This is a genomic window from Halorussus salinus (genome assembly GCF_004765815.2).
Taxonomy (GTDB): Archaea; Halobacteriota; Halobacteria; order Halobacteriales; family Haladaptataceae; genus Halorussus; species Halorussus salinus.
The window spans coordinates 545,077-568,149 of sequence record NZ_SBIS02000007.1 but is presented as its reverse complement, the minus strand read 5'-3'; the positions used below and the strand labels follow the sequence as shown (position 1 = coordinate 568,149).

General features: G+C 65.7%; 24 protein-coding genes. 8 read left to right on the top strand and 16 right to left on the bottom strand.

What is annotated here, in order from left to right:
• Positions 1–37 precede the first annotated feature (37 nt).
• Together thrC and EPL00_RS16430 are read right to left on the bottom strand one after the other, a co-directional pair.
• On the bottom strand, positions 38–1,303 hold the full coding sequence (thrC, locus tag EPL00_RS16435) for a threonine synthase (RefSeq protein WP_135853354.1): 1,266 nt from the start codon (positions 1,301–1,303) through the stop codon (positions 38–40).
• 96 nt (positions 1,304–1,399) lie between these two features.
• Positions 1,400–2,359 (bottom strand): alpha/beta hydrolase, encoded by a 960-nt coding sequence (locus EPL00_RS16430; RefSeq protein WP_135853355.1) that lies wholly within the window; start codon positions 2,357–2,359, stop codon positions 1,400–1,402.
• A gap of 358 nt (positions 2,360–2,717) precedes the next feature.
• On the opposite strand from EPL00_RS16430, the gene EPL00_RS16425 reads away from it, so the two are divergent.
• From EPL00_RS16425 to EPL00_RS16415, 3 genes are all read left to right on the top strand, one after another.
• Positions 2,718–3,182, top strand: a complete 465-nt coding sequence (locus tag EPL00_RS16425; protein ID WP_135853356.1) for a DUF6789 family protein — start codon at positions 2,718–2,720, stop codon at positions 3,180–3,182.
• A gap of 226 nt (positions 3,183–3,408) precedes the next feature.
• The gene (locus EPL00_RS16420; protein WP_238398222.1) at positions 3,409–3,894 is read left to right on the top strand and encodes a hypothetical protein; all 486 of its coding nucleotides are present in this window, start codon (positions 3,409–3,411) and stop codon (positions 3,892–3,894) included.
• Between the two features lie 219 nt (positions 3,895–4,113).
• A complete protein-coding gene (locus EPL00_RS16415) occupies positions 4,114–4,575 on the top strand; it encodes a hypothetical protein (RefSeq protein ID WP_135853357.1) in 462 nt (153 codons plus the stop codon).
• Positions 4,576–4,603: 28 nt separating this feature from the next.
• Here the strand turns inward: EPL00_RS16415 and EPL00_RS16410 are convergent, their stop codons facing one another.
• The 12 genes from EPL00_RS16410 to EPL00_RS16355 all read right to left on the bottom strand — a co-directional run bounded on the left by EPL00_RS16410 (position 4,604) and on the right by EPL00_RS16355 (position 15,594).
• Positions 4,604–5,425, bottom strand: a complete 822-nt coding sequence (locus tag EPL00_RS16410) for a manganese catalase family protein (protein ID WP_135853358.1) — start codon at positions 5,423–5,425, stop codon at positions 4,604–4,606.
• 111 nt (positions 5,426–5,536) lie between these two features.
• Positions 5,537–5,980, bottom strand: coding sequence for a PIN domain-containing protein (locus EPL00_RS16405; protein ID WP_135853359.1), 444 nt, complete (start codon positions 5,978–5,980; stop codon positions 5,537–5,539).
• Entirely contained in the window at positions 5,977–6,279 is a 303-nt protein-coding gene (locus tag EPL00_RS16400; RefSeq protein WP_135853360.1) for an AbrB/MazE/SpoVT family DNA-binding domain-containing protein, read from the bottom strand. Before EPL00_RS16400 ends, EPL00_RS16405 begins: the two co-directional genes overlap by 4 nt.
• Before the next feature lie 60 nt (positions 6,280–6,339).
• Positions 6,340–7,362 (bottom strand): ornithine carbamoyltransferase, encoded by a 1,023-nt coding sequence (argF, locus tag EPL00_RS16395; protein ID WP_135853361.1) that lies wholly within the window; start codon positions 7,360–7,362, stop codon positions 6,340–6,342.
• The gene (locus tag EPL00_RS16390) at positions 7,359–8,471 is read right to left on the bottom strand and encodes a [LysW]-lysine hydrolase (protein WP_135853362.1); all 1,113 of its coding nucleotides are present in this window, start codon (positions 8,469–8,471) and stop codon (positions 7,359–7,361) included. The genes argF and EPL00_RS16390 overlap by 4 nt, the downstream gene beginning before the upstream one ends.
• On the bottom strand, positions 8,468–9,604 hold the full coding sequence (locus tag EPL00_RS16385; protein WP_135853363.1) for an aspartate aminotransferase family protein: 1,137 nt from the start codon (positions 9,602–9,604) through the stop codon (positions 8,468–8,470). The genes EPL00_RS16390 and EPL00_RS16385 overlap by 4 nt, the downstream gene beginning before the upstream one ends.
• Complete coding sequence (locus EPL00_RS16380; RefSeq protein WP_135853364.1) at positions 9,604–10,578, bottom strand: acetylglutamate/acetylaminoadipate kinase; 975 nt, start codon at positions 10,576–10,578, stop codon at positions 9,604–9,606. Before EPL00_RS16380 ends, EPL00_RS16385 begins: the two co-directional genes overlap by 1 nt.
• Positions 10,575–11,648, bottom strand: a complete 1,074-nt coding sequence (gene argC, locus EPL00_RS16375) for an N-acetyl-gamma-glutamyl-phosphate reductase (RefSeq protein WP_135853365.1) — start codon at positions 11,646–11,648, stop codon at positions 10,575–10,577. The genes EPL00_RS16380 and argC overlap by 4 nt, the downstream gene beginning before the upstream one ends.
• Positions 11,648–12,532: a lysine biosynthesis protein LysX gene (lysX, locus tag EPL00_RS16370; RefSeq protein WP_135853366.1), complete on the bottom strand. Its 885-nt coding sequence runs from the start codon at positions 12,530–12,532 to the stop codon at positions 11,648–11,650. Before lysX ends, argC begins: the two co-directional genes overlap by 1 nt.
• Position 12,533: 1 nt before the next feature.
• Complete coding sequence (lysW, locus tag EPL00_RS16365; protein WP_135853367.1) at positions 12,534–12,698, bottom strand: lysine biosynthesis protein LysW; 165 nt, start codon at positions 12,696–12,698, stop codon at positions 12,534–12,536.
• Positions 12,699–12,869: 171 nt separating this feature from the next.
• Positions 12,870–14,324, bottom strand: coding sequence for an argininosuccinate lyase (argH, locus tag EPL00_RS16360; RefSeq protein WP_135853368.1), 1,455 nt, complete (start codon positions 14,322–14,324; stop codon positions 12,870–12,872).
• Between the two features lies 1 nt (position 14,325).
• Positions 14,326–15,594 (bottom strand): argininosuccinate synthase, encoded by a 1,269-nt coding sequence (locus EPL00_RS16355; RefSeq protein ID WP_135853369.1) that lies wholly within the window; start codon positions 15,592–15,594, stop codon positions 14,326–14,328.
• 389 nt (positions 15,595–15,983) lie between these two features.
• Here EPL00_RS16355 and EPL00_RS16350 point away from each other — a divergent pair, with 389 nt between their 5' ends.
• The gene (locus tag EPL00_RS16350) at positions 15,984–16,850 is read left to right on the top strand and encodes a hypothetical protein (RefSeq protein ID WP_135853370.1); all 867 of its coding nucleotides are present in this window, start codon (positions 15,984–15,986) and stop codon (positions 16,848–16,850) included.
• Between the two features lie 62 nt (positions 16,851–16,912).
• On the top strand, positions 16,913–17,428 hold the full coding sequence (locus EPL00_RS16345) for a 2'-5' RNA ligase family protein (RefSeq protein ID WP_135853371.1): 516 nt from the start codon (positions 16,913–16,915) through the stop codon (positions 17,426–17,428).
• Between the two features lie 306 nt (positions 17,429–17,734).
• Here EPL00_RS16345 and EPL00_RS16340 read toward each other — a convergent pair whose 3' ends face one another.
• Positions 17,735–19,930, bottom strand: coding sequence for an ATP-dependent DNA helicase (locus EPL00_RS16340; RefSeq protein ID WP_202932669.1), 2,196 nt, complete (start codon positions 19,928–19,930; stop codon positions 17,735–17,737).
• A gap of 98 nt (positions 19,931–20,028) precedes the next feature.
• Here EPL00_RS16340 and EPL00_RS16335 point away from each other — a divergent pair, with 98 nt between their 5' ends.
• Together EPL00_RS16335 and EPL00_RS16330 are read left to right on the top strand one after the other, a co-directional pair.
• Positions 20,029–20,349 (top strand): winged helix-turn-helix domain-containing protein, encoded by a 321-nt coding sequence (locus EPL00_RS16335; protein WP_238398221.1) that lies wholly within the window; start codon positions 20,029–20,031, stop codon positions 20,347–20,349.
• Positions 20,350–20,468: 119 nt separating this feature from the next.
• Positions 20,469–20,789 (top strand): winged-helix domain-containing protein, encoded by a 321-nt coding sequence (locus tag EPL00_RS16330; RefSeq protein WP_135853372.1) that lies wholly within the window; start codon positions 20,469–20,471, stop codon positions 20,787–20,789.
• Between the two features lie 261 nt (positions 20,790–21,050).
• Here EPL00_RS16330 and EPL00_RS16325 read toward each other — a convergent pair whose 3' ends face one another.
• Complete coding sequence (locus EPL00_RS16325; protein WP_135853373.1) at positions 21,051–22,022, bottom strand: cation diffusion facilitator family transporter; 972 nt, start codon at positions 22,020–22,022, stop codon at positions 21,051–21,053.
• 136 nt (positions 22,023–22,158) lie between these two features.
• On the opposite strand from EPL00_RS16325, the gene EPL00_RS16320 reads away from it, so the two are divergent.
• Positions 22,159–22,689, top strand: a complete 531-nt coding sequence (locus tag EPL00_RS16320; protein WP_135853374.1) for a metallophosphoesterase — start codon at positions 22,159–22,161, stop codon at positions 22,687–22,689.
• Positions 22,690–23,073 lie beyond the last annotated feature (384 nt).

Below are 23,073 nucleotides of genomic sequence, written 5' to 3'. Positions count from 1 at the left end.
GAGACGAACGAGGAGGTCCGACTCGCCGACGGGGACCTCACTCGCCGAGGTGGTCCAACACGCCGTCGGTGTCGGCAGGGACCGGTTCGGGGTCGGCCCCGGCGGTCGCCGCGGCGTCGGGGTCCTTCAGGAGGTGGCCCGTCGTCAGGCAGACGACCTGCTCGTCGGCCGCGATGTCGCCCGACTCGCGCAGTTTGCGGAGGCCCGCCACGGAGGCGGCGCTCGCGGGTTCGACGCCAACGCCGTCGCGGGCGAGCGCGCGCTGGGCGTCGGTTATCTCCTCGTCCGAGACCGCGACCGCGGTCCCGCCGGTCTCTCGGATGCCGGGCAGGGCCTTGGGCGCGTTGACGGGGTTGCCGATGCGGATGGCCGTCGCGCGGGTCTCGACTTCCTCCCAGCGGCGCACTTCGTCGGCGTTCTCCTCGATTGCTTCGACCATCGGGGCCGCACCCGCGGCCTGCACGCCGGTCAGGGTCGGGACCTCGTCGGCGTCGAGCGCGCCGCTCTGGACCAACTCGCGGAACGCCTTGTAGAGCGCCGCGGTGTTGCCCGCGTTGCCGACCGGCAGGACGATGCGGTCGGGCAGGTCGCCGGTTTGGTCCCGGAACTGCTCCAGAATTTCGAGGCCGATGGTCTTCTGGCCCTCCAGTCGGAAGGGGTTGAGCGAGTTCAGCAGGTAGGCCTCGCCGCGGTCGGCAAGGTCCGACACGATGTCCAGACAGGCGTCGAAGTTGCCGTCCACTTCGAGAATTCGGGCACCGTGGAGGCTAGCCTGCGCGACCTTGCCCGCGGCGACTTTTCCGGCCGGGAGGAGGACGAGCGTCTCGGTGTTCGCTCGCGCGCCGTAGCACGCCAGCGCCGCGCTCGTGTTGCCCGTGGACGCACATGCGAGGCGGTCCACGCCCAGTTTCTCGGCGACGCGGACGCCGACGGTCATGCCGCGGTCCTTGAAACTCCCGGTCGGGTTCATCCCCTCGTGTTTGACCCGGAGGTCGGCGACGCCGGTTTCGGCCTCGATGGTCGGCACCTCGTAGAGGGGCGTGTTGCCCTCGTCGATGCTCACGCCCTCGTCGAAGGGGAGCGCGTCGGCGTACCGCCAGACGCCGGGGGTCCGGCCCTCGAACTCCTCGAAGGTCGGCAGGTCGGCGTACCGGACTTCGAGCAGGCCGTCGCAGTCGTCGCAGGTGTATCGGACGGCCTCGAACGGGGCGAAGGTCGCGTCGCACGCGATGCAGGACAGCCAGACGCCCTCGCTCGCCGTCTCCGGCGGGTCGGGTCGCGCTTCGGACAGACGCAGAGTCATGTTCTGTCCGAGGGAAGCGACGGGTAAAAGCGGTCGGTTCGAGGTAGTTCTACGCTCGGGAGACGCGACGTGGTGGCGTTCGACCCGGCCGGGTCGTCAGGCCACGAGGAGGTCCTCTTGCTCCTTGTCGTCGGCGAAGGCGGCGTCGAGGTGGGCGTCGATTTCGGCCATCGCGTCCCACGCCCGCTCGACGCGGGGTTCGGCGACGTTCGTGAAGAACGAGTGGACCATCTCGTCGTAGTGGGTGTGTTCGACGGGGACCCCGGCGTCTTCGAGGCGGTCAGCGTAGGCGACGCCCTCCTCGCGGAGCGGGTCGAGTTCGGCGGTGAGGACGGTCGCGGGCGGCAGGTCGCTCAGGTCGCTGGCCCGGAGCGGCGAGGCGTAGGGACTCATCCCGTCGATGTCGTTTTCGAGGTAATGCTCCCACGACCACTCCAAGTCGGGTTCGGTGATGAAGTAGCTCTCGCCGCCGGAGGCCTCGTCGGCGAACTCGTAGGAGAAGGTCGTCGTCGGGTAGACAAGCACTTGGTAGTCGATATCAGGGCCGCCCTTGTCGCGGGCCATGAGCGAGACTGCGGCCGCGAGGTTGCCACCGGCGCTGTCGCCGCCGACGAACAGTTCGTCCGAGTCGGTGCCCAACACGTCCGTCCGGTCGGCCGCCCACTCCGTGACGGCGTAGCAGTCCCGGAGGCCCGCCGGGAACTTGTGTTCGGGCGCGAGTCGGTACTCGGGCGAGACGACGATGCAGTCGAGTTCGTCGGCGAGTACCCGACACACCGGGTCGTAGGACTCGATGCCGCCCAACAGGAAGCCGCCGCCGTGTAGCCAGACCATGACCGGGAACGGCCCCTCGCCCTCGGGGGTGTAGACCCGAATCGGGACGGTGTTGCCGTCCGGACCGGGGACGACGCTGTCCCGAACGTCCGCCAGCGAGGCGAGGTCCTGCTCGACCGAGAGGTAGTCGGCGTACCCTTCGCGCGCTTGCTCGACGGAGAACTGGTGAAGGGGTGGTACTTCGGAGACGACCGCTTTGATGTCGGGGTGAGCCTCTGACATATTCCATCGCAAGAACACCCCTTACAAAAACCTGACTATTTGTTTTTAAATCTAAATTGGGGGAATTATGGGCTGGAGGGCCGATTTAGAGGATGTCAATGATAAACGGTACCTCGGCTGTAAACGAAATTTGAACAAAAATATTTGTAACACGGTGTTGATAAACGATACCTCGGCTGAAAACAGAATTCGGACATGTCTGAACTATTATGGTGGCTCTCGAACGGGTGTTTCGCTGGCGCGCGCCGACGCTGGCGGTGTGCCCACCGGCTACCCCCATTTAACTCTTCGTCCGGCGGGCGTCCGGTTGCACGGCCGCCGAACCAGTTTCTCACCGGTCGGCGTAGTGGCCGACGCGATGGCATCAGAAACCACCACGGCAGTCGAATCGCAAACTCGTCGCGTCGCGTGGACGGGCGGCGCGCTCGCCGGTCTCGTCGCCGGTATCGCCATGGGCGCGATGCTCACCACGCAGATGGGTCCCGTCATCCGAGTCGCTATCCCCTCGATGTACGGCTTGGAGGGGCTGGCGGCCGGATGGGTCGCACACCTCTTTCACTCGGTCGTCCTCGGGGTCGCCTTCGCTGGCGTCGCCGACGCGCTCGACGCGGGCGACTCGCTCGGACGAAGTGCGGCGCTCGGCGTCGGCTACGGCGTTCTCCTCTGGGCGCTTCTGGCCGTCCTCGTCATGCCGGTCTGGCTCGGCGCGGTCGGGTCGCCAGCGAATCCACCGTTCCCGAACGTCAACGTCCAGAGCCTCGTCGGTCACGTCGTCTACGGCGTGGTTCTCGGAGCCGTCTTCCCGTACGTTCGGAACCTGTAGCATCGGTCTCCGCGAAACCGAGTCGTGGTAGGCGTTTCCACCCCTCCGTTTCGATTGGAGACCGCCGACCTCCTCGATTCGTCTCCGGGAACTGCCACACTCGCGCTCAGTCGCCGACGCCGCTCGCTCGCGTCGCTCGCTCTGACGGCGATACCGTCGCTCTCAGTGCCTGTCGTGTCCGTTTTCGTCGGATAGGTATATCTTCTCGGCGAGCGTCTGCGAGGGTATGGCTTCCAAAATCCAAACCGAAGCGGAGCGTATCGCTGGTGAAGAAACCGTACGCGAAATCGAGACGAGCGAGCGGACGTGGACCGGCGCGGCCCTCGGCGGTCTCGCGGGCGGCCTCGTCTTCGGTCTCCTGCTCCAATCGCTGGGCATGATGCCCGTCATCGGGTCGCTGTACGGCATGGAGAGCGTCGCGGTCGGGTGGGTCGCCCACCTGTTCCACAGCGTCGTGTTCGCGCTCGTCTTCGCGGCCGCGGTGGTCCGGACCGACTACCGCGACGCGGAACCCGCACGAGTTGCGGCGCTCGGGGCCGGTTACGGCGTCGTCCTTTGGCTCGTCGCGGCGGCCGTCGTGATGCCGCTCTGGATGAGCGCCGTCGGACTCGCCGCGCCCGCCATCCCGAACCTCGACGTGAACAGCCTCGTCGGGCACGTCCTCTACGGGGCGCTCCTCGGCGCAGTGTTCGCGTTCGTGCGGCGGCGCTAATTCGCACTTTTCGTGATTACTTCGACTCGTTTCGCAGAGCCGACGCTCTCGCGCGAGACTGCCTGAGGACTTCGCCACGGAACAAGTATCATAACCTTCACTTTCCGCGGATAATCGAGCGTAACGCCACACTCGGGACCCGAGCGCGGCGTCGGCGCGCCGTGAACGGTCCGAACGAACGCACCTGCTTTTCAGACGTGGTAGCATATTTCACACGTTATGGCCGAAACGGAGACCGCGGTTCGGCGCGACCGCCCCGAGAGGAGTCGCTGGGTCGGCGGCGCTATCGCCGGACTCGCGGCGGGACTCGCCTTCGGACTCTACCTCCAGTTCGTCGTCGGGGTCCTCCCGCCGCGCGAGGAGGTCGTCGGTCCCGAGACGCTGGCGTACAGTTGGACCGTCCACCTGTCTCACAGCCTCGTGTTCGCGCTGGTCTACGTCGGCGTCGTGAGTTTCCCCCGCGTCGCCCGGTTCGCCGACCGGCCCGCGACCGGAGTCGTCCTCGGGGCGGCGTTCGGCGTCGCGCTCTGGGCGGTCGCGACCGGGGTCGCCGTTGCGTTCTGGGCGCTGGCGAACACCGTCTGGGCGCTCCCGATTCCCGACCTGAGCGTCGCCAGTTTGGTCGGGCACGTCCTCTACGGCGTCGTGTTGGGCGGGCTGTACGCCGCCCTGCGCGGTTGATTCGACTCCCTCGGTCTCGTCCCGACTCTCAGTTCTGCTCGTTGGCCTCGTTGTACATCTCCTCGATGGCCTTCTCCAGTTGCGGGTTGCCGCCGCCGGGTTGGGTGCCGAAGGAGAACTCGCCGTTCCCGTCGATGGAGACGCCCTCGGTCCAGCGCTCGTGGGGGTCCTCGCGGTCCTCCCGGAACGTGGACATGAACTCGTAGTTGTAGTCCTGATTCTCCTTCTCTTGGTCGAAGCTCGCGGGCACGGGGACCGTCTCGCCCATCTCTTCGAGCGCGGCGTGCCACTGGTTCTGGTGCATCGTGTCGCGGGCAATGAGGTACGCCAGCATGTCCTTCATCCCCTCGTCGTCGGTCATCTCGTACAGCCGGGTCGCCAGCAGTCGGCCGGTCGATTCGGCCATGATGTTGGCGTACATATCCGCCGCGAGGTTCCCGCTAGCGACGATGAAGTTCCCGCTGAAGGCGTTGCCGTTGGCGTCCACCGGCATGGCGTGGAGTCCGGCCGATAGGGCTTGTCGGGGCTGGCCGCCGCTCATCATCGCGTCGATGACCGCGTCGTTCTCGCGGGCCTCCCGGCGCATCTCGTCGGGCGCGCCCTGCAAGTTCTTCGAGACCGCGGTGGCCAGCATCTCGATGTGGCCTAGCTCCTCGGCCGCGGTCTCCATCAGGAGGTTGCGGTACTCTTGGCGCTCCTTCGGCTGTCCGAACGCTTGGAACATGTACTGGAGCGCGACGCGCATCTCGCCCTCGACGCCCCCGATGGCCTGCTGGAGCATCTTGGCGAAATAGGGGTCGGGTTCTTCGACTTCCACTTCGTACTGGAGTTCGTTGTCGTGGTAGAACATCGTGTCTCTCCGAACGAAGACACGGCGAGAAGCCCGTAATCGTTTTTGGCAGTTGACATTTGTTTCGGACTAGTTGAAAACGAACGAGGAGGTCCGCCCGTCCCGATTCGATTACTGTGCTGGCTCGGTTCGGATACGCTCTATCTTCACAGCAACTCCTACGTCTTCGAAGTCGTCGTCCGCTCCGACGAGAAGCGTCGCCTCACGTTCCGCGGCCAGAGCGACGGCAAACGCATCACCGAGTGCGACTCCGCCGTGCATCTTCACTGCCGCCGCAGTTTCCCACGACTCGGTCGGCGCGACGAGTTCGACGCCGCCGTCCACGAAGTTTCGGACTTGCCGACGGCCGAGTTCGAGGTCCGAGTCGGTCGGTCTGTCTTCGGCGTGTATCCACGCGGTCTTGTACGCGATTTCGGTCGCGGTCACTTCGCTCAGTACGGCTTCCGCGTCCTCGTCGTACACGTCCCCGAGTACGTCCTCGACTCTTCCGGACCCCGGTTCGTCGTAGAGATACGCGATGAGCGGTTCCGCGTCGAATACGAACGGACCGCTCATGACTCCTTGCGCTCGACGAGTCGGTCGAGGTCGTCGCTCTCGCGCTCCTCGTCTTCTCGCCGCATCTCGTCTAACTCCTCCCACACCTCGCCGGATTCGCGCTTCTCGCTGGCGAGCGAACCGCGCAGGTCGGAGGGGTGTGGGACGGGTTCGACGACGATTTCCCCGCTTTCCGTCTCACGAAATCGGACGCGTCCGGGGGCGTCGATGTCGAATTTCTCCCGGAGGGACTTGGGTATCGTCGTCTGTCCCTTCTTCGAGACGCGGACGACTCGCCCACCGTCCGTTTTACTGCTCATCTTGTCTTACACTACTATCCAGTAAAACAAAAATCTTCGCTCCAAATTCTGGATGAGTCTTTACTTTTCTCCGAGGAGACCCACCAGAAGCGCCTTCTGGGTGTGCATCCGGTTCTCGGCCTGCTCCCAGACCATCGACCGGTCGCCCTCCAGCACGTCGCCGGTGATCTCCTCGCCGCGGTGGGCGGGCAGACAGTGCATCACGCTGGCCTCCGGCGCGGCCGCGAGCAGGTCGTCGTTCACCTGAAAGCCCTCGAAGTCGGCTAACTTCTCGTTGCGCTCGTCCTCTTGGCCCATGCTGACCCACACGTCGGTGTACACCACGTCCGCGCCCGCCACGGCCTCCTCGGGGTCGTGGACGACTTCGGGGGCCGCCCCGAAGTCGTCGGCGCGGGCCAGCACGTCGTCGGCGGGACCGTACTCCTCGGGCGTCGCCATCGTCAGGTCGAGTCCGGCCATCGCGGCCCCGACCGCGAACGACTGGCCGACGTTGTTCCCGTCGCCGACCCACGCGACCGATACGTCCTCGAAGCCGCCGAACTCCTCGTAGATGGTGAACAGGTCCGCGAGCGTCTGGCACGGATGGGCCGCGTCAGAGAGTCCGTTGACGACGGGCACCGTCGCGTACTCCGCCATCGTTTCGATTGCGTCGTGGTCGAACACGCGGGCCATCACCGCGTCCACGTACCGGGAGAGCGCGCGGGCGGTGTCGGCGACCGGTTCGCCGTGGTCCAAGTGGGTCGTGTCCGGCCCGAGGTAGACCGCGTGACCGCCCAGTTGGGTCATCCCCGTCTCGAAGGAGACCCGCGTCCGGGTGCTGGGCTTCTCGAACAGCATCGCGAGGCTGTGGTTCGGCAGGACCGCGTGGGACTTCCCGGTTCGGTGGGCCACCTTCAACTCCGCCGCCGTCGAAATCAGCTCGGCGAGTTCGTCGCCGGACAGGTCGTCGATTTGCAGGAAGTGGTCGGCTGGCGACGCGGTGCTGGCGTCGGTCGAGGCGGAATCGTTCCCGTCGTCGGCCGGGAGGGAATCGTTCTCGTCGTCGGTCGGGTCTGTCGATGAGTGGGTCGCGTAGTCGGTCATGATTGCAGGGTCTCGGAGACGCGTTCGAGGACCGCGACGGCGCGGTCGAACGCTCCGAGGTCGAGGTGTTCGTTCGGCGCGTGGTCCAACTCGGAGTCGCCGGGGCCGTAGGTCGCCATCGGGCAGTCCCACGCCGCGGCGTAGAGGTTCATGTCGCTGGTTCCGGTTTTGCGGGTGAGTCGAGGGTCGCCCCCGACTCGTCGTATCGCGGTTCGGAACGCGCGGGCCACCTCGCTTCGGGGCGTCTCCATCACGGGCGGAATCGGCTCGTTCCACTCGATTGCGCCCGACTCCAACTCGTCCTCGACCGTCCCGCGAATCCCCGCCGCGGTCTCGCCGGGCGGAATCCTGAACTGCACCTCGACGGTCGCCGCCACCGAGAGGCCGTCGTCCGCGACGCCGCCCGAGAACGCGACGGGCTTGGCCGTCACTCGCTCGAAGACGGCGGGTTCGTCCTCCGCGTCGTCCGCGCCCTTCGCGTCGTCCCCGCCGCCGTCGGCTCCTGCCGACGAGAGCGACTCCTCGACCGCCCGCCACCACGCCATCGCCTCCTGAATCGCGTTCGCGTCGGGACGGGAGGTGTGGGCCGACTCGGTGTTGACGCTGTACTCTCCGGCCAGAAAGCCCCGATAGCCCAGCGTCACGCCGTCCCAGCCGGAGGGTTCGCCGTTGACCACCGCGTCGGGGGCCTCGCGGTCGTCCACGAGAAAGCGGGCACCGCGGGAGTCGGTCTCCTCGCCGACGACGCCGACGAAGCTGACGCCGGTCTCGACGGCGGCCGCGGCCATCGCCGCGAGCGGGCCTTTGGCGTCCACGCTTCCGCGACCCCAGAGCGTCGCGGACTCGCCGTCCCCGTCGTCTTCGACGCGGACGGGAATGTCGCCCGGCACGGTGTCGATGTGCGAGGTCAACAGCACCGAGTCGTCGGCGGGCGCGCGGACGTTGCCCGCCTCGTCCCGCCAGACCTCGCGGCCGCGCTCCTCGAAGAACGCCGCGAGGAGGTCCGCACATTCCTCCTCGTCGCCGGTCGGTGAGGGAGTGTCCACGAGGCTCACGAGGAGGTCGCGGGCGGCCTCCTCGCCGACGCTCACGTCGGCGCTCTGGCTCACGTCTCGGCCCCCGCGAGAATCGTTTCGAGCGCGGCGACCACCTCGTCGGCGTGCGACTCCGTGACCGTCAGCGGCGGGAGCAGGCGCACCACGGTCCGACCGGCGGGGAGCGCCAGAATTCCGTGGTTCATCGCCAGTTGCTTCAGGGCGCGGTTCGCGCCGCGGCCGACCTCCGCGCCGAGCATGAGGCCCTCGCCGCGGACCGTGCGAATCGGCAGCTCGGAACCCCTCAGTTTCGACTGGAGATAGTCGCCGACCTGCGCGGCGTTTTCGGCCAGATTCTCGTCGGCGACGACCGAGAGCGTCGCGTCGGCGGCCGCGCTGACGACCGGGCCGCCAGAGAACGTCGAGCCGTGAGGCCCGGACTCCTCGGCTACCCAGTCGGCACAGAGCGTCGCGCCGACGGGGAGGCCGCCGCCCAACCCCTTCGCCGACGTGAGTACGTCGGGCACGACGCCGCGCTTCTCGCAGGCCCAGAGCGCGCCTGTTCTACCCAAGCCGGTCTGAATCTCGTCCAGAATCAGGGCCGAACCGGTCTCCTCGGTCACCTCGCGGGCGGTTTGGAGGTAGCCCTCGGGCGCGGGATTGACGCCGCCCTCGCCCTGAATCGGTTCCAGCAGGACCGCGGCCGTCTCGTCGTCCACCGCTTCGCTCAAGGCCTCGTCGTCGCCGTAGGGGACGAACTCGAAATCGCCCGCAAGCGGCTCGAAGGGCTTCTTGTACTTCGGTTTCCACGTCGCCGAGAGCGACCCCATCGTCCGGCCGTGGAAGCCGCGCTGGGCCGCGACGATTTTGGAGTTGCCGGTTGCACTCCGGGCGAACTTGAGCGCCGCCTCGTTGGCCTCGGTCCCGGAGTTGCAGAGCCAGACGTTCTCCACGTCGCCGGGCGCGACCGCGGCTAACTTCTCGTAGAGCGCGTCGCGGGCCGAGTTGGGGTAGCTGGCCTGCACGAAGGTCAGTTTCTCGACCTGCGACTGGACTGCCGAGACGACCTCGGGGTGGCAGTGGCCGACCGCGGCGACGCCGTAGCTCGCGCCGAAGTCCAGATACTCGTCGCCCGAGTCGTCGTAGAGATACACGTCCTCGCCCGACTCTATTTGGATGGGTTTCTCGGAGTAGACGAACCCCGACATTACCTCACCGCCTCCGGTTCGAAGGTCGTCCCGTGGCCGGTCCGGGCCGCGGTGATGGGGTCGCGGTTGTTCGCGTCCGCGACCGTCACCGAGGCCGCGCCGCCCTCCAGCGCCTCGACCGCCGCCATGACCTTCTTGGTCATGAACCCCTCCGCGGCCTCCTCGGCGGCGTCTAACTCCTCGGGGGTCCCGACCGATTCGATGAGCGAGTCCGAATCCTCGGGGTCCTCGTAGACGCCCGTCACGTCGGTCAGGACGACCAACTCGCCGCCCAACGCGCCCGCAATCGCGGCGGCCGCGCGGTCGGCGTCGGCGTTGACGGGAGTGTACTCGGTCCCAGTCCCCTCGTTGCTCTCTTCCGCGAGCATCGGCACCGTGACGACCGGGACGTAGCTCCCAGCGAGCAGGGTCCCGAGGAGGTCGTCGTTGACCGCCTCGATTTTGCCCGAGTGGTCGCCGCGCTTTATCTTCTTGCGACCGTCTTCGAGGACCTTGACCGCCGACTTGCGCGGGCCGGTCAGAAGCTTGCCGTCGGTTCCCGAGAGTCCGACCGCGTTCACGCCCTGATTCTGCAACCCCGCTACGAGGTCGGTGTTGAGCTTGCCGGGCAGGACCATCTCGAAGACCTCCATCGTCGTCTCGTCGGTGAAGCGCCCGACGACGCCGCCGGGCGTCTCGACGTACTCGGGCTCCTCGCCCAGTTGTTCGAGCGTCTCGTCCACCGCGGTCGAACCGCCGTGGACGACCACGACCTCCTCGCCATTGGCGACGAGGTGCGCGATGTCCGCGAGCGCACCCTCGGGTTCGACGGCGCGCGCGCCGCCGATTTTGACGACGATGGGCGCGCTCTGGTCTTCTTCCCCGGCGATTCCCCCGTCGGTCCGGAGGCCGTCGTCGCCGAGGTCGTTGTCGATGAGCTGTTCGTGGGCCGCTTCGAGTTCCGCCGTGGTGTACGCGTCTCCGTTCTCGGTCATGGGCTTCCCACCGGGTGCAGTCCCTGAAAGTCGAGTCCCGCGGTCTCCTCGAAGCCGAGCGCGAGGTTGGCGGCGTGGACCGCCTGTCCGGCCGTGCCCTTCACCAGATTGTCGATGGCGCTGAAGACCACGATGCGCTCGTTGCTCGGGTCCAACTCGAACCCGACCTCGGCGTAGTTCGTGCCCGCCACGGCCTTCGGTTCGGGGTAGCGATACACGCCCGACCCGCCCGACTGGAGGCGGACGAACGGTTCGTCGTCGTAGGCCCCGCGGAAGGCCGACCAGAGGTCGCCCTTCGAGACCGGGCCGTCCGGAAAAACGTGGCAGGTCGCGGCCGCGCCCCGAACCATGTCCACCGCGTGGGCCGAGAACGAGACCGACGCGCCCAGTTCCTGCTCGATTTCGGCCTCGTGGCGGTGGCCGGTCGGCGCGTAGGGTCTGACGACGCCCGAACGCTCGGCGTGGCTTCCGGCCTTGCTGGCGGTCGCGCCACCCTCCGAAGAACCGACTTTTACGTCGGCGACGATTTGCTCGTCGCCCGAGAGGAGGCCGCCGTCGAACAGGGGATACAGTCCCAGAATCGTGGCAGTGGCGTTACAGCCGCCAGCCGCGACGAGGCTGGAACCGGGAAGCTCCTCGCGGTGGAGTTCCGGCAGGGCGTAGACCGCTTCGTCCAGATACTCGGACGCGTCGTGGCCGTCGTACCACTCGTCGTACTGGGCTTGCGTGTTCAGCCGGAAGTCCGCGCTCAGGTCCACAACGGTGTCGGCCGCCTCGTAGAAGTCGTCTATCTGTGCCATCGAGACGCCGTGGGGCGTCGCCGCGAACAGCACGTCCACCGAGTCGAGGTCCGCGGGGTCCGAGAAGCGCAGATCGGTCCCGCGCAGGTTCGGGTGGACCGAGCCGACCGACTTGCCCGCGTACTCGCGGCTGGTCGCGCCCGCGAGGTCGAAGTTGGGGTGGCCCGCCAGCAGGCGCAGGAGTTCGCCGCCAGCGAAGCCGCTCCCGCCGACGACGGTGGCGGTGAGGGTTTCGCTCGTCGCGTTTTTCGGTTCCACTTCGGCGGCCATCAGGCGACCACCTCCTGTTTCGTCGCCGCCGCGGCCGTCGCTTCGAGCCAATCGACCACCGTCGCGGGCACGTCCGCGTCGGTGGCGTCGTTCAGCGCCTTGAACTCGACGGTGTGGTTGACCTCGTGGACGGTGTAGTTCTCCTCGCTCTCACCGCTGGTCTCCATCAGGTCGACGCCCAGAAGACCACCGCCCACGGCGTCGCTGGCCCGCTGGACGAGGTCTTTCGCCTCGTCGTCCAACTCGAACTGCTCGGTCTCGGCACCTTTCGCGGCGTTCGTGAGCCAGTGGTCCGACGAGCGCACCATCGCGGCGACCGGTTCGCCGTCGGCGGCCAGCACGCGAATATCGCGGCCGGGCTTGTCCACGAACTGTTGGACGTAGAACACTTTGTGTTCGTAGTGGCCGAGCGTGGCCTTGTGTTCGAGAATCGCTTCGGCGGCGCTCTTGGAGTCGATTTTCGCCATCAGGCGACCCCACGACCCGACGACGGGCTTGAGGACGCAGGGGTAACCGAACTTTTCGATGCTCTCCATCGCGGCTTCCTTGGTGAACGCCACGTCGGTCGCGGGCGTGGGCACGCCAGCCCCGGCGAGCGCGAGGGAGTTTTGCACCTTGTCGGCGCAGATTTGGGCGGTCTCCGCGGAGTTGACCACGGGAACGCCGTACGCCTCGCAGAACTTCGTGGCGTAGAGGCTCCGGCTCGTGGCGAGACAACGGTCCACCACCACGTCGAGGTCCGCGAAGATTTCGGGGGCTTCGGTCAGCCCGAACTGCAGATCCCGCACGTCGATTTTCACTACGTCGTGGCCGCGCTCGCGGAGTTCGGAGAGCAGGAGCTTCTCGTCTTTCCGAATCCGGGAGTAGAGGAGTCCGACCTGCAACTTACTCCCCCCAGTCCTCTTCGAGCTCCGGGGCTCGCTGGAGGACTGGCGGGTTCCGCTCGACGAGTTCCAGTTCCGCGCCGCAGGTCGTGCAGTCGAGTATCTCTCCTACTTCCGCATTCTCGTGCAGGGTCACGTCCGCCCCGCACTCGACGCATTCGGTCATAGCAATCCATTGTATTCCGCAGTACCACTTAAAACCATCGAACGTGTCAATATATTTTCATCGCGCAAAGTCGGCTCTAAGGGCGCAAAAAGGCAAAATCCGCGTCAAACGAAATCCGGCTTCGGACTTCGGTAGTTTATAAATATGGTCCCGGAGGGGACCGGTCGCGGGTCAGGCACGACTACTCACCTCCGTCGAGAGGAGGTCGGCGGCTTCCGCCAGCGACTCGCGGGCGTCGGCCAGCGCCGCCTCGTCGGCCGCGGCGGTCTCCTCGACCGCAGTCAGGCCCGCGGCGACCGACTCGGGCGCGGGACCGCCCGCGGAGTCGCGCGACGCCGCGCTCGCGGCGGGGTCGAGCGCGTCCTCGACCGCCTCGCGCTCGACGTAGGCCGACAGCGGCGAGTCCAGTACCTCCTCGGCGGCCGCGTCGAGGGCGTCGTAGTCGGTCCCCTTCTCGGAAGCTTCGGCGACCAGTTCGTGCGCTTTCCGGAAGGGAACCCCGGCCATCGCCAACAGGTCGGCCACGCCGGTCGCGGTCGAGAATCCCTCGCCCGCCTCCTCGGCGAGCGCGTCGTCGTCCCACGTCGCGGTCCCGACCGCTCCGGCCGCGACCGCGACCGCTTCGCTCACGGCATCGACGGTCTCCCACGCGTGAGGAGTGGCGTTCTGCAAGTCGCGGTTGTACGCGCGGGGCAGGCCCTTCAGCGTCGTGAGGAGACCGTTCAGTCCCGCCGCGGCGTCGCCCGCGGTCGCGCGGACGAGTTCGAGCGTGTCGGGGTTCTTCTTCTGGGGCATGATGGACGACGTGGACGAGTAGTCGTCCGACAGTTCCACCAGCCCCTTGTTCGAGAACACCACGAGGTCTTCCGCCAGTCCCGAAACCGTCGTGGCGAGGTTGGCAAGCGCGGCGACGACCTCCACGAGGAAGTCGCGGGTCGAAACCGCGTCCATCGAGTTGGCGACCAGTCCGTCGAAACCGAGTAGTTCCGCGGTGCGCTCCCTATCTACGTCGAAGGGCGTGCCCGCGAACGCGGCCGCGCCGAGGGGCGAGCGGTTGACGCGAGCGTAGGCGTCGAAGAGTCTGCCGGTGTCGCGGGCGACCGCCTGCTCGTAGGAGAGCAGGTAGTGGCCCACGGTGGTCGGCTGTGCGGGCTGGAGGTGCGTGTAGCCGGGCATCACGGTCTCCGTATGCTCGGCGGCGACCTCCGCGAGCGATTTGCGAAGCCCGAGGGTCGCTTCTATCGCGTCCAGCACGTCCTCGCGCAGGCGGTAGCGGATGCAGGTCGCCACCTCGTCGTTGCGCGAGCGGGCGGTGTGCATCTTCCCGCCCACGTCGCCCACGCGGTCGATGACCGCGGTCTCGATGGCGGCGTGAACGTCCTCGCCGTCGGGGAGCGCGTCGAATCCGGCCCGCTCCACGCCGTCGAGCGCCGAGAGGATGGCGGTCGCTTCCTCGTCGTCCACGATGCCCTGCTCGGCCAGCATCACGACGTGGGCGCGGTCGGTAGCGAGGTCGGCCGCGAAGATGCGCTCGTCGTCGGCCATCGAGGAGAGGAACCCGCGGGCGGGGCCGCCGCTGAAGCGGTCGCGGCGCACCACGTCGCTGGTGGGTTCCTCCTCGGCCATTCTACTGCTCCTCCGTCTCCGCGTCGTCGCCGCCGTCGGCGAGGAGTTCCGCCTTCTTCGCCTCGACGTTCGCGGTGACCTCGTTGGCGAGTCTGGACTGGAAGCCGTGGTACTTCGCCACGCCGGTCGCGTCGGACTGGGCGATGCCGTCCACCGACTCGGTGTTGAACGAGGCGGCCGACTCCGAGTAGACCGCGTACTCGCTCTCGCGGCCGACCGGGCGGGCCTGCCCGCCCTCGAACTTGACGGTGACGGTGCCCGTGACCTTCTGTTGGGTCGTGTCCACGAAGCCGTCGAGGGCGTCCACGAGCGGTGCCGACAGGAGTCCTTCGTAAGCCTTCTCGGCCCACTGCTGGTCCACCTGCTTCTTGAAGGCGCGTTCCTCCTCGGTCAGGACGAGTCCTTCGAGGGCTTCGTGGGCGTTCAGGAGCGTCGTCGCGGCGGGATGCTCGTAGTTCTCGCGGACCTTCAGGCCGAGCATGCGGTCTTCCATCATGTCAGTGCGGCCGACGCCGTAACTCCCCGCGAGGTCGTTGAGGTACTCGATGAGTTGGACCGCGGGTAGCTCCTCACCGTCGATTGCGACCGGCGTGCCCTCCTCGAAGGCGATTTCGATGGTCTCGAACTCGCCGTCTTCGGTCTCCTTCTGGCCGGGCGCGTCGGTCCACTCGTAGATGTCCTCCGGCGGGACGTAGCCGGGGTCTTCGAGGTCGTCGCCCTCGACCGAGCGACTCCAGAGGTTCGTGTCGATGGACCAGTCGCCCTCGTTGCCGCCCTCGACGGGGAGGTCTTTCTTCTCGGCGTACTCCATCTCCCACTCGCGGGTCAGGCCGAGTTCGCGGACGGGCGCGATGACCTCCAAGTCGGACTCGCGCCAGACCGCCTCGAAGCGCAGTTGGTCGTTGCCTTTGCCGGTACAGCCGTGAGCGATGGCGTCGCAGTCGTTCTCTTGGGCCACGTCGAGGATGGCCTCGGCGATGACGGGACGCGCGAGTGCGGTTCCGAGTGGGTAGCCCTGATACGTCGCGTTGGCCTTCACCGCGTCGAGGCACTGCTCGGCGAAGGCGTCCTTGGCGTCCACGACGTAGTGGTCGAGGTCCAACGCTTCGGCGGTCTCCTCGGCCTCGTCGAACTCCTCGGCCGGTTGGCCCACGTCCACGGTGACACCGATTACTTCGTCGTGTTCGTACTCCTCTTCGAGCAGCGGGACGCATACTGTGGTGTCGAGTCCGCCCGAGAAGGCGAGCGCGACTTTCGTTTGTTCTGTCATGTTGGGTGTGGTGTGTTGTCGGGTAGCGTGTTCGGATTACGATGCACCGGCGAGCGCGTGTCAGGATAGACGGACGACACGAGTGTCGTCGTCAGCGGCAAACGCGGTGAAGTCGTGGAATGAGGATAGAGTGGGGTCTAGAGAGACCCCGGTCGTCGTCGCGGCGCGAGAACGAGGGTAGACTCGCGGCTCTGGGGAATGGCGCGCACTCCCAGTCCGCGAGTTTCGGTCATCACACTTTCGTAGAACGCCGAGGGTTTTAAACTCTTTCGGGGTGGCAATATTTCGGACTCAGGTAAATAACACAAAATCATTATAACATATCAAATAATAATATTTACTATATTGTGATAGAATAATTTATTCCCTTCGTACAGAGTCTACATTTCATGGAAGACCCATCCCGTAGTAACCGTCGAACTGTGCTCAAGTCTTTTGGCGTCGGTGCGACCACGATTGCCGGTCTCCGGTCGGCCACTGGTCTCGGTTCCGCGTACTACTCCAGCATCGGCGAACGGTGGGAGAAGGGTGACACCTACCATGCCGATAATTGCCCGTATCCGCCAGATATCACCGCGAACGCGCCGGTGGATTCTAGCATTCAAGTTGTTGCAGAGAAAACCGACAACGACTTTGAAGAGACTCCTGGCGACGACATTCGAATTCATGAATTCGACATCGAAATTCTGCTCACGTCCTCGTACCAACTCTGGCAGGACAAACAGGCGCAACAAATATCCGAAGTAAGTGTTACCCTCTCGGGAGAGGGCGGTGCCGACCTACAAGCGTGGCAAGACGGCAATACAGATACAGTACTAAGTGGCCCGGCGCGCGACGAGAGCCAGATCGACGAAACCGCCGAACAGATTACGGATTCAAGCGACTACGGCGATACGCTTCTCGGACTCAGTGAATTTGCACTCGGTAAGACGACGGTCTACGGCGGTGCCCTTATAAGTCTCGCAAGTCTCGCGTACAGCATCCTTGACCTCGGCACGGAAGACGATGGGAAAACGTACCGGTGGGACTACACGGTCCCGACGGTCTCCCATCTGGACCCCAACGAACCCGAGTACGATGAAACAGACCAAACGTACGCTGCGACTATCTATCTCACGGATATTCGTCTCGGCATTCCGACCGATCTGGAAACCGGTACGCTCCACCTCGAAACCGGTATCGACGGGTACGGCCTAAGCTCGACTCTCACCCACGACATCGTGGTCGGAAACGATCCCGGCTCGGGTGGCCTGTAACGTCGCTCAAACCGACCGACCGACCGCTATCCTCTTGTATCGCCGCGCCCGACCGTCAGGCAGTGTACAGCCTGAACGTCCCGGTTCCCGGCGAAGTCGAGCGACTGGCCGAGGAGCTACGGCCCCAACTCCTCGACTTCGACACCATCCGGGAGCGTCACGGTCTCCTCTGCAAGCGCCTCGGCGACGAACCGCCGGGCGGGATCGCCCGCCTGCGCGAGCAGGTCCGAACCCGACTCGCGGGCGCGCCAGCCTTCGAGGCCCGCGTCACCGGCATCGACTGCTTCGAGCATCCGCCGCTCGGGGAGGGGCCGGTGGTCTACCTCGCCGTCGAGAGTCCGGGCCTCAAGCGGGTTCACGAGCGATTGGTCGGCGACTTCTCCGCGGTCGAGGAGTTCGAGGGTGACGACTACGTGCCCCACGTCACGCTCGCGCGGGGCGGCGGCGTTGCGGCTGAGAGGACGGCCCGCCGTCTCGCCGACCGGGAAATCGAGCCGGTGACGTGGACCGTGAACCGCCTCGCGCTCTGGGACGCGACCTACGACGAGGAAGTCGCCACCTTCTCGCTTCCGGGGTAGGTCTCGGCGTCGAGCCGCGGACGATCAAAGATATAATTTTCTGCCTCTAAGAAACATTTATGACCTTAAAGCATCGCCCTGCAAGTCTTCCATCGTGGCGCGTGGGGCGCGGCGCTCGTGCGCCGCGCCGATGCGCGCGAGGGACGCAGGAGCGAAGCGACTGCGAGGTTGGGGAGGCGTGAGGCGGTCGCGGTGCTGTGCGGGGCGTTGTGGTGCGGCAGACTCCTTTTTGTCGGCGAGAGACCGCTGTGCGGTCACGGTGCTGTCCGCGGCTTCCTGACTCGAAAATTCAGCTACGCTCGGTTCTCACGGCGTCGGCGGCGCGCCGTTCCACGCGTCCTTGTCCGAGTAGAAGTTCAACATCGCGAACTTCAGCTTCTGGGGTTGGAGGTCCAGCATCTCGGCGCGCTCCTCGGGTGGGAACGTCCCGCGGACGCTGTACTTGCCCATCTCGCGCTCGCCGGTCTCGGTGTAGCGTTTGTCCACCAGCACGCGGACGCCGAAGTCGTCGGGCGAGCGAATCACCCGGCCGAGCGCCTGCCGGGTCTTGCGAATCGTCGGAATCTCGACGGCGTACTCCCAACCGGAATCGCGGCCCGAGCGGTCGGCGAAGGTGCGGTCGTAGGCCTCTTGGACCGCTTCCATCCGGTCGTCGAGGTGCGGATAGGGCACGCCGACGACGACCACGCTCCGGGCCTCGTCGCCGTCGAAGCTCACGCCCTCCGCGAGTGTGCCCCACAGCGAGGTGAACATCGCGGCGTCGTCGTCGGCGACGAACCGCTGGCGTAGCTCCTCGACGGAGGTGCCGGGTTCGTCCATGTAGAGCGTCGTCTCCGAGTTCTCGCCGCCGAGGTCGCTGTTCAGGCGGTCGTAGTAGCGTTCGGCCTCGGCGTAACTCGGGAAGAACAGCAAGCTGTTCCCCGCGGTGAACTCCACGGAATCGCGGAGAACGCCCGCGATGGCGTCCTGCGTGTCGGGGTCGTCGCGCTCGCTGGAGAACAGCGCGGGGGTCTCGACCGCGAACGTCCGGCGGTTCTCCTCGGGGAACTGCAACCCGTAGGCGATTTCCACGGGGTCGTCCAGCCCCAGCACGGCCGCGCTCACGTCGAAGGGCCGCAAGGTCGCGCTCATCAGCACCGTGGCGTACACCTCGCCGAAGAGGTCTTCCGTGACCTCCCGCGGGATGCAGGTGTACAACTCCGCGCGACCGTAGACCTCCTCGGTCGCCTCGTCGCGCCGGACCGAGACTACCGGGTACTGGCCCAACTCCGCGCTCTCGTCCATGAACGACTGGATGAACGTTGCCGCTTGGAGCGTCTGGCACTCCTCGCGGGTCGTGGACTCGCCGTTCTTGTAGGCGTCTTCGTACTCGTCGTCCAACTCCCGGCCGAGGTGGACCGCGAGTTCCAACTCCGTGTCGATGCCCTTCCCCGTGTACTGCTGGAGAAAGTTGAGCGTCAGGTCGTCGCGCTTGTCGTCGTTGGCGATGGACACGTCCTCCCAGTCGCCGCCGACTTTCTCGCGGTCGCCGAAGCCGAAGTTGTCCTCGTAGGTCTCTTCGAGCGCCGACCGGAACGCCGAAATCACGTTGTACGCGGGTTCGCTCCGGGCGTCGTCGGAGTCCTGTAGCTCGTCCAACGCCGAGTCGAGGGTGTTCTCGGTCAGCGTCCGGGTCGCGTGTTCGCGGGCGGTGTCCTCGACGTTGTGCGCCTCGTCGAAGATGGTAATCACGTCTTCGGGGTCCCGGTCGAGCCACCGGAAGAACTGCTCGCGTATCATCGGGTCCAGCAGGTGGTGGTAGTTACAGACCACCAAGTCCACGCCCTCCATCCCGTCTTTCAGCAACTCGTAGCCACAGAGCGTCTGCTCCTCGGCGAACTCGTAGATGTCGTCGGGCGTGCGCACGTCGTCGTACAGCCACGAGTAGAACTCGTCGTTGTCGCCGACGAGGTTGTTGTAGTAGTACTCGCAGGTGTTCTGCTCTTCGAGACTCTCGACGCGCTCTTGGACCTGCTCTAACTCGTCCATGACCGCGCTCCGGGCCTCGGTCGCCCGGTCGTCGCCCTCTTGGCTCGCTTCGAGGAGTTCCTCCTGTCTCTCCTCTAGCTCCGCGAGGTCGCTCTCGGCATCCACGACCTCGTAGGTGTTGTCCCGCAGGACTTGGCACTCCTCGTAGCCCACGTCGATGTGGCACATCGACCCCTTCCCCCGGAACACGACCGCGCGGATAGACTCCTCTTGGGTAATCGCCCGCGCGTCGGCCACGAACTGGCGCATCTGCTGGTGGACGTTGGTCGTGATGACGACCGTCTTGTCCTCCTCGCGGGCGTACTCCAGCGCAGGCACGAGCGACGACAGGGTCTTGCCCGTCCCGCAGGCCCCCTCGAACAGCACGTCCTGCCCGCGCGAGAAGGCGTTGTAGATGCGGTCCATCGCCTCCCGCTGGTTGTCGTACGGCTCCTCGTAGGGGAAAAAGCGCATGTACCCGTTCGTCTCTGCCACGGGAGTCGTTTGCTCGGCTTCGGGTTTAAATTCTCGCTTGCGAGCGAAAGTGTCGGATTAGCAGAAGACACTTGCCGTCCCCGAAAGTCGAGTCGTTCGTGACTTCGGATGCGTACGCCGAAGATAGCCCCTTCGTGCCACTCTTCGGCCAGCCAGCGCGAACCAAGATTCTGGCCGCGTTCGTGAGCGAACGCGGCCGCGACTTGAACGTGAGCTACGTCGCCGAACTCGTGGGGGTCGCCAGAAGTACTGTCTACGACCATCTGGACGACTTGCAGGTCCTCGGCGTAATCGAACACACCCGCGACGTGGGCGGAAGCCCGATGTACCAACTGAACGAGGGGAGCGAGATTGCAGAGGAGTTAGTTCGATTGGAGGGCGTGACGCTGAATCGGTTGTTCGAGATGAGCGAGGAGTAGCTGCAATATTCGATAGAAAAGCATTTATTTGTAGTCTAAATTGACTACAACGGATTCCTAACTCGACACCGGTTTGCACGAGCAAAGCGGATTTATGCCACTTCCCCGTATTTCGACCCATGAGCCAAGGCCGAGACGACGCCGGTCGATTCACCGAGACCGTCTCCGACCAAGACGTTCTCAAGGTGTTCGACTACTACGACGACCCGGTTCTGACGGTACAGGAGGTCGCCGACGGGCTCAGACAGTTCGGCAAGCAGATGACGAACGAAGGCGTCCGGAATCGTCTCGGTCGGATGCACGACGAGGGACTGGTAGAACGCAAGCAGTTCGGTGCGCGAGCGGTCGGCTGGTGGGCGACGGTCGCGCCCGAACTCGACCCGGATACCGCAGAGACCGTCGAGTCCCGGCGCGAGTCCGGCGACTGGACAGAACTCTAACGGACTCGATGGCGACTGTTCTACTTCACCCTCGCGTCGAGTCGAAACTTCAGTCGCTTCCGAACGACGTAGAATCGCGCGTTCGTTCGAAGCTCGAAGACGCCGCGAACGACCCCCAGCGTCATCTGAAACCGTTGAAGGGCAGAGACGACTACTCGCTCCGTATCGGGAAACGTCGTGCTATCATCGACTGGGTTCGGCAGGGTGACGAACTCAGAGTCTTGGAACTCGACACCAGAGACACCGTCTACCGCTAACTTCCTACTCCGCGGCTTCTCGCCGACTCTGCCGCCCCTTCTCGGGTTCGACGTACACTTTGAACACGCTCGCGTTCGCCTCGATGAGCGCGTCTTCCAGTTCCGTTATCTTCTGGTCCATCTCGGCAGTCGCGATGCCCTTCTCGAAGGCCACGTCCGCCGTGACCAGCACGTCGTCGGGACCGAAGATGACTGTCCGGAAGTCCACGATGCGACGTACGCCGTCGAACTCCTCGATGATGCGACGGAGTTCCTGCTCCTCGCTCTTCGGCAGGCTCTCGCCGATGAGGAGGCGCTTGTTCTCCCACGCCAACGCCACCGCGAAGCCCATGAGCATGAGGCCGATGAGTAGTGCCGCCACCGCGTCGTAGATGGGGTTGCCGGTGAATCGCGAGAGGTAGACGCCTACGAGCGCGAATCCGGCCCCGGCCATCGCGATGGTGTCCTCGGTGAACGCGGTCAGCGTGGTCACGTTGCTGGTCTTCTTGAACGCCTCGACCAGTCCGCTCCACTCGTGTTCTTGGATGTCCTTCTGCATCCCGGCGTAGGCCTTCTTCAGCGCGTAGGCTTCGAAGACGATAGCTCCGAGTAGCACGCTGTAGTTGACCCAGACCGCCGGGAACGTCGCACCCAGCAGGGTCGCCGACCCCTGTTCGACGGGGTGTGGGTGCATGATGGCGTTGTACCCGTGCTTGGCGCTCTCCCACCCGGCGATGCCGAACAGCAGGACGCTCACCAGAAAGCTGTAGAAGAACTCGGCTTTCCCGTAGCCGAAGGGGTGGCCGCGACTCGCGTCTTTCCCGCCGTATCGAATGCCGATGAGCAGGAACACCTGATTGCCGGTGTCGGACACCGAGTGGTACGTCTCCGAGAGCATCGCGGCGCTCCCGGTCAGTAGGAATCCGAAGAACTTCAGTATCGCTATCGCGCCGTTAGCGATCAACGCGGCGATGACGACGGACTTACTTTCGGCCATTTGTCGTACCTTCTCGGCCACCGGATAAGAAACTGGTTGCAATCCGGACGGGACCGTTCCTCGGAAGCCCGAAGGAGGTCGCTCGGCCGAAATCCGGACGGAAACGCTCAGGACCCCGCCGTCCCTACCTTCGACCATGATTACCGTCCTCTCGGACACGCACAGTCGGTCAGGCCACGAACTCGCCGGTCGCGCGAAGGAGGCCGTCGAGGAGAGCCGCGCGGTCGTCCACGCTGGCGACTTCACGACCGAGAGCGTCCTCGACGCCTTCGAGGAGGTCGCGGACAGACTCTACGCCGTCTACGGCAACAACGCGACGCCGGGGGTCCGCGACCGACTCCCGCCCGAGCGCACCTTCGAAATCGAGGGCGTGCGCTTCGTCCTGACCCACGGCGACGACCGCGGCGCGACCGGCCTCTCGCTGTTGGGTCGCCAACAGGCCGCCGACGTGGTGGTGTTCGGCCACTCCCACCGCCACGCCGCCACCGACGCCGAAGACGTGCTACTGCTCAATCCCGGCAGTCACGCCGACCCGCGCGGCGGGATTCCGACGCACGCGGAGCTTCGGGTAGCCGAAGACGGCGAGAACGAGACGACCGACGCGAGACTCGTCGGCGAGATTCGTCGGCGCGACGGCTCCGTCGTGGAGACGCTCGAAGTCGAGTGAGTCGAAATATCGGACGACCGCCCCGCTTCGTCCCCGGTGGCAGTTCGGTGGCGGTCGGCGGTGAGAGGGTGGGTGGGCAGTGGAGGGTGCGGCGGACGGTGCGGTGGAGGGCACCGCGAACCGATGAGCCGCGATTCGGCGGAGGCAAACCGGGACCGTGGAAGCCACCGGGACCGCGGCGGGGACCGGACGAAGACCGTTCAGGGCGTCGGAACCGTACGGGGCACAGACCGTACGGCGTACCGGGACCGTGACGGAGTCGGTGGAGCGCGGTCGGCGGGCGGGAACGCACTGGGCGGCGGCGGACTCCCGCGGTGGTGGAGGGCCGAAGCGGGGCGGTACACTACCCCCTACACTCTGGCGTATCAAATACTTCCCGTAAGC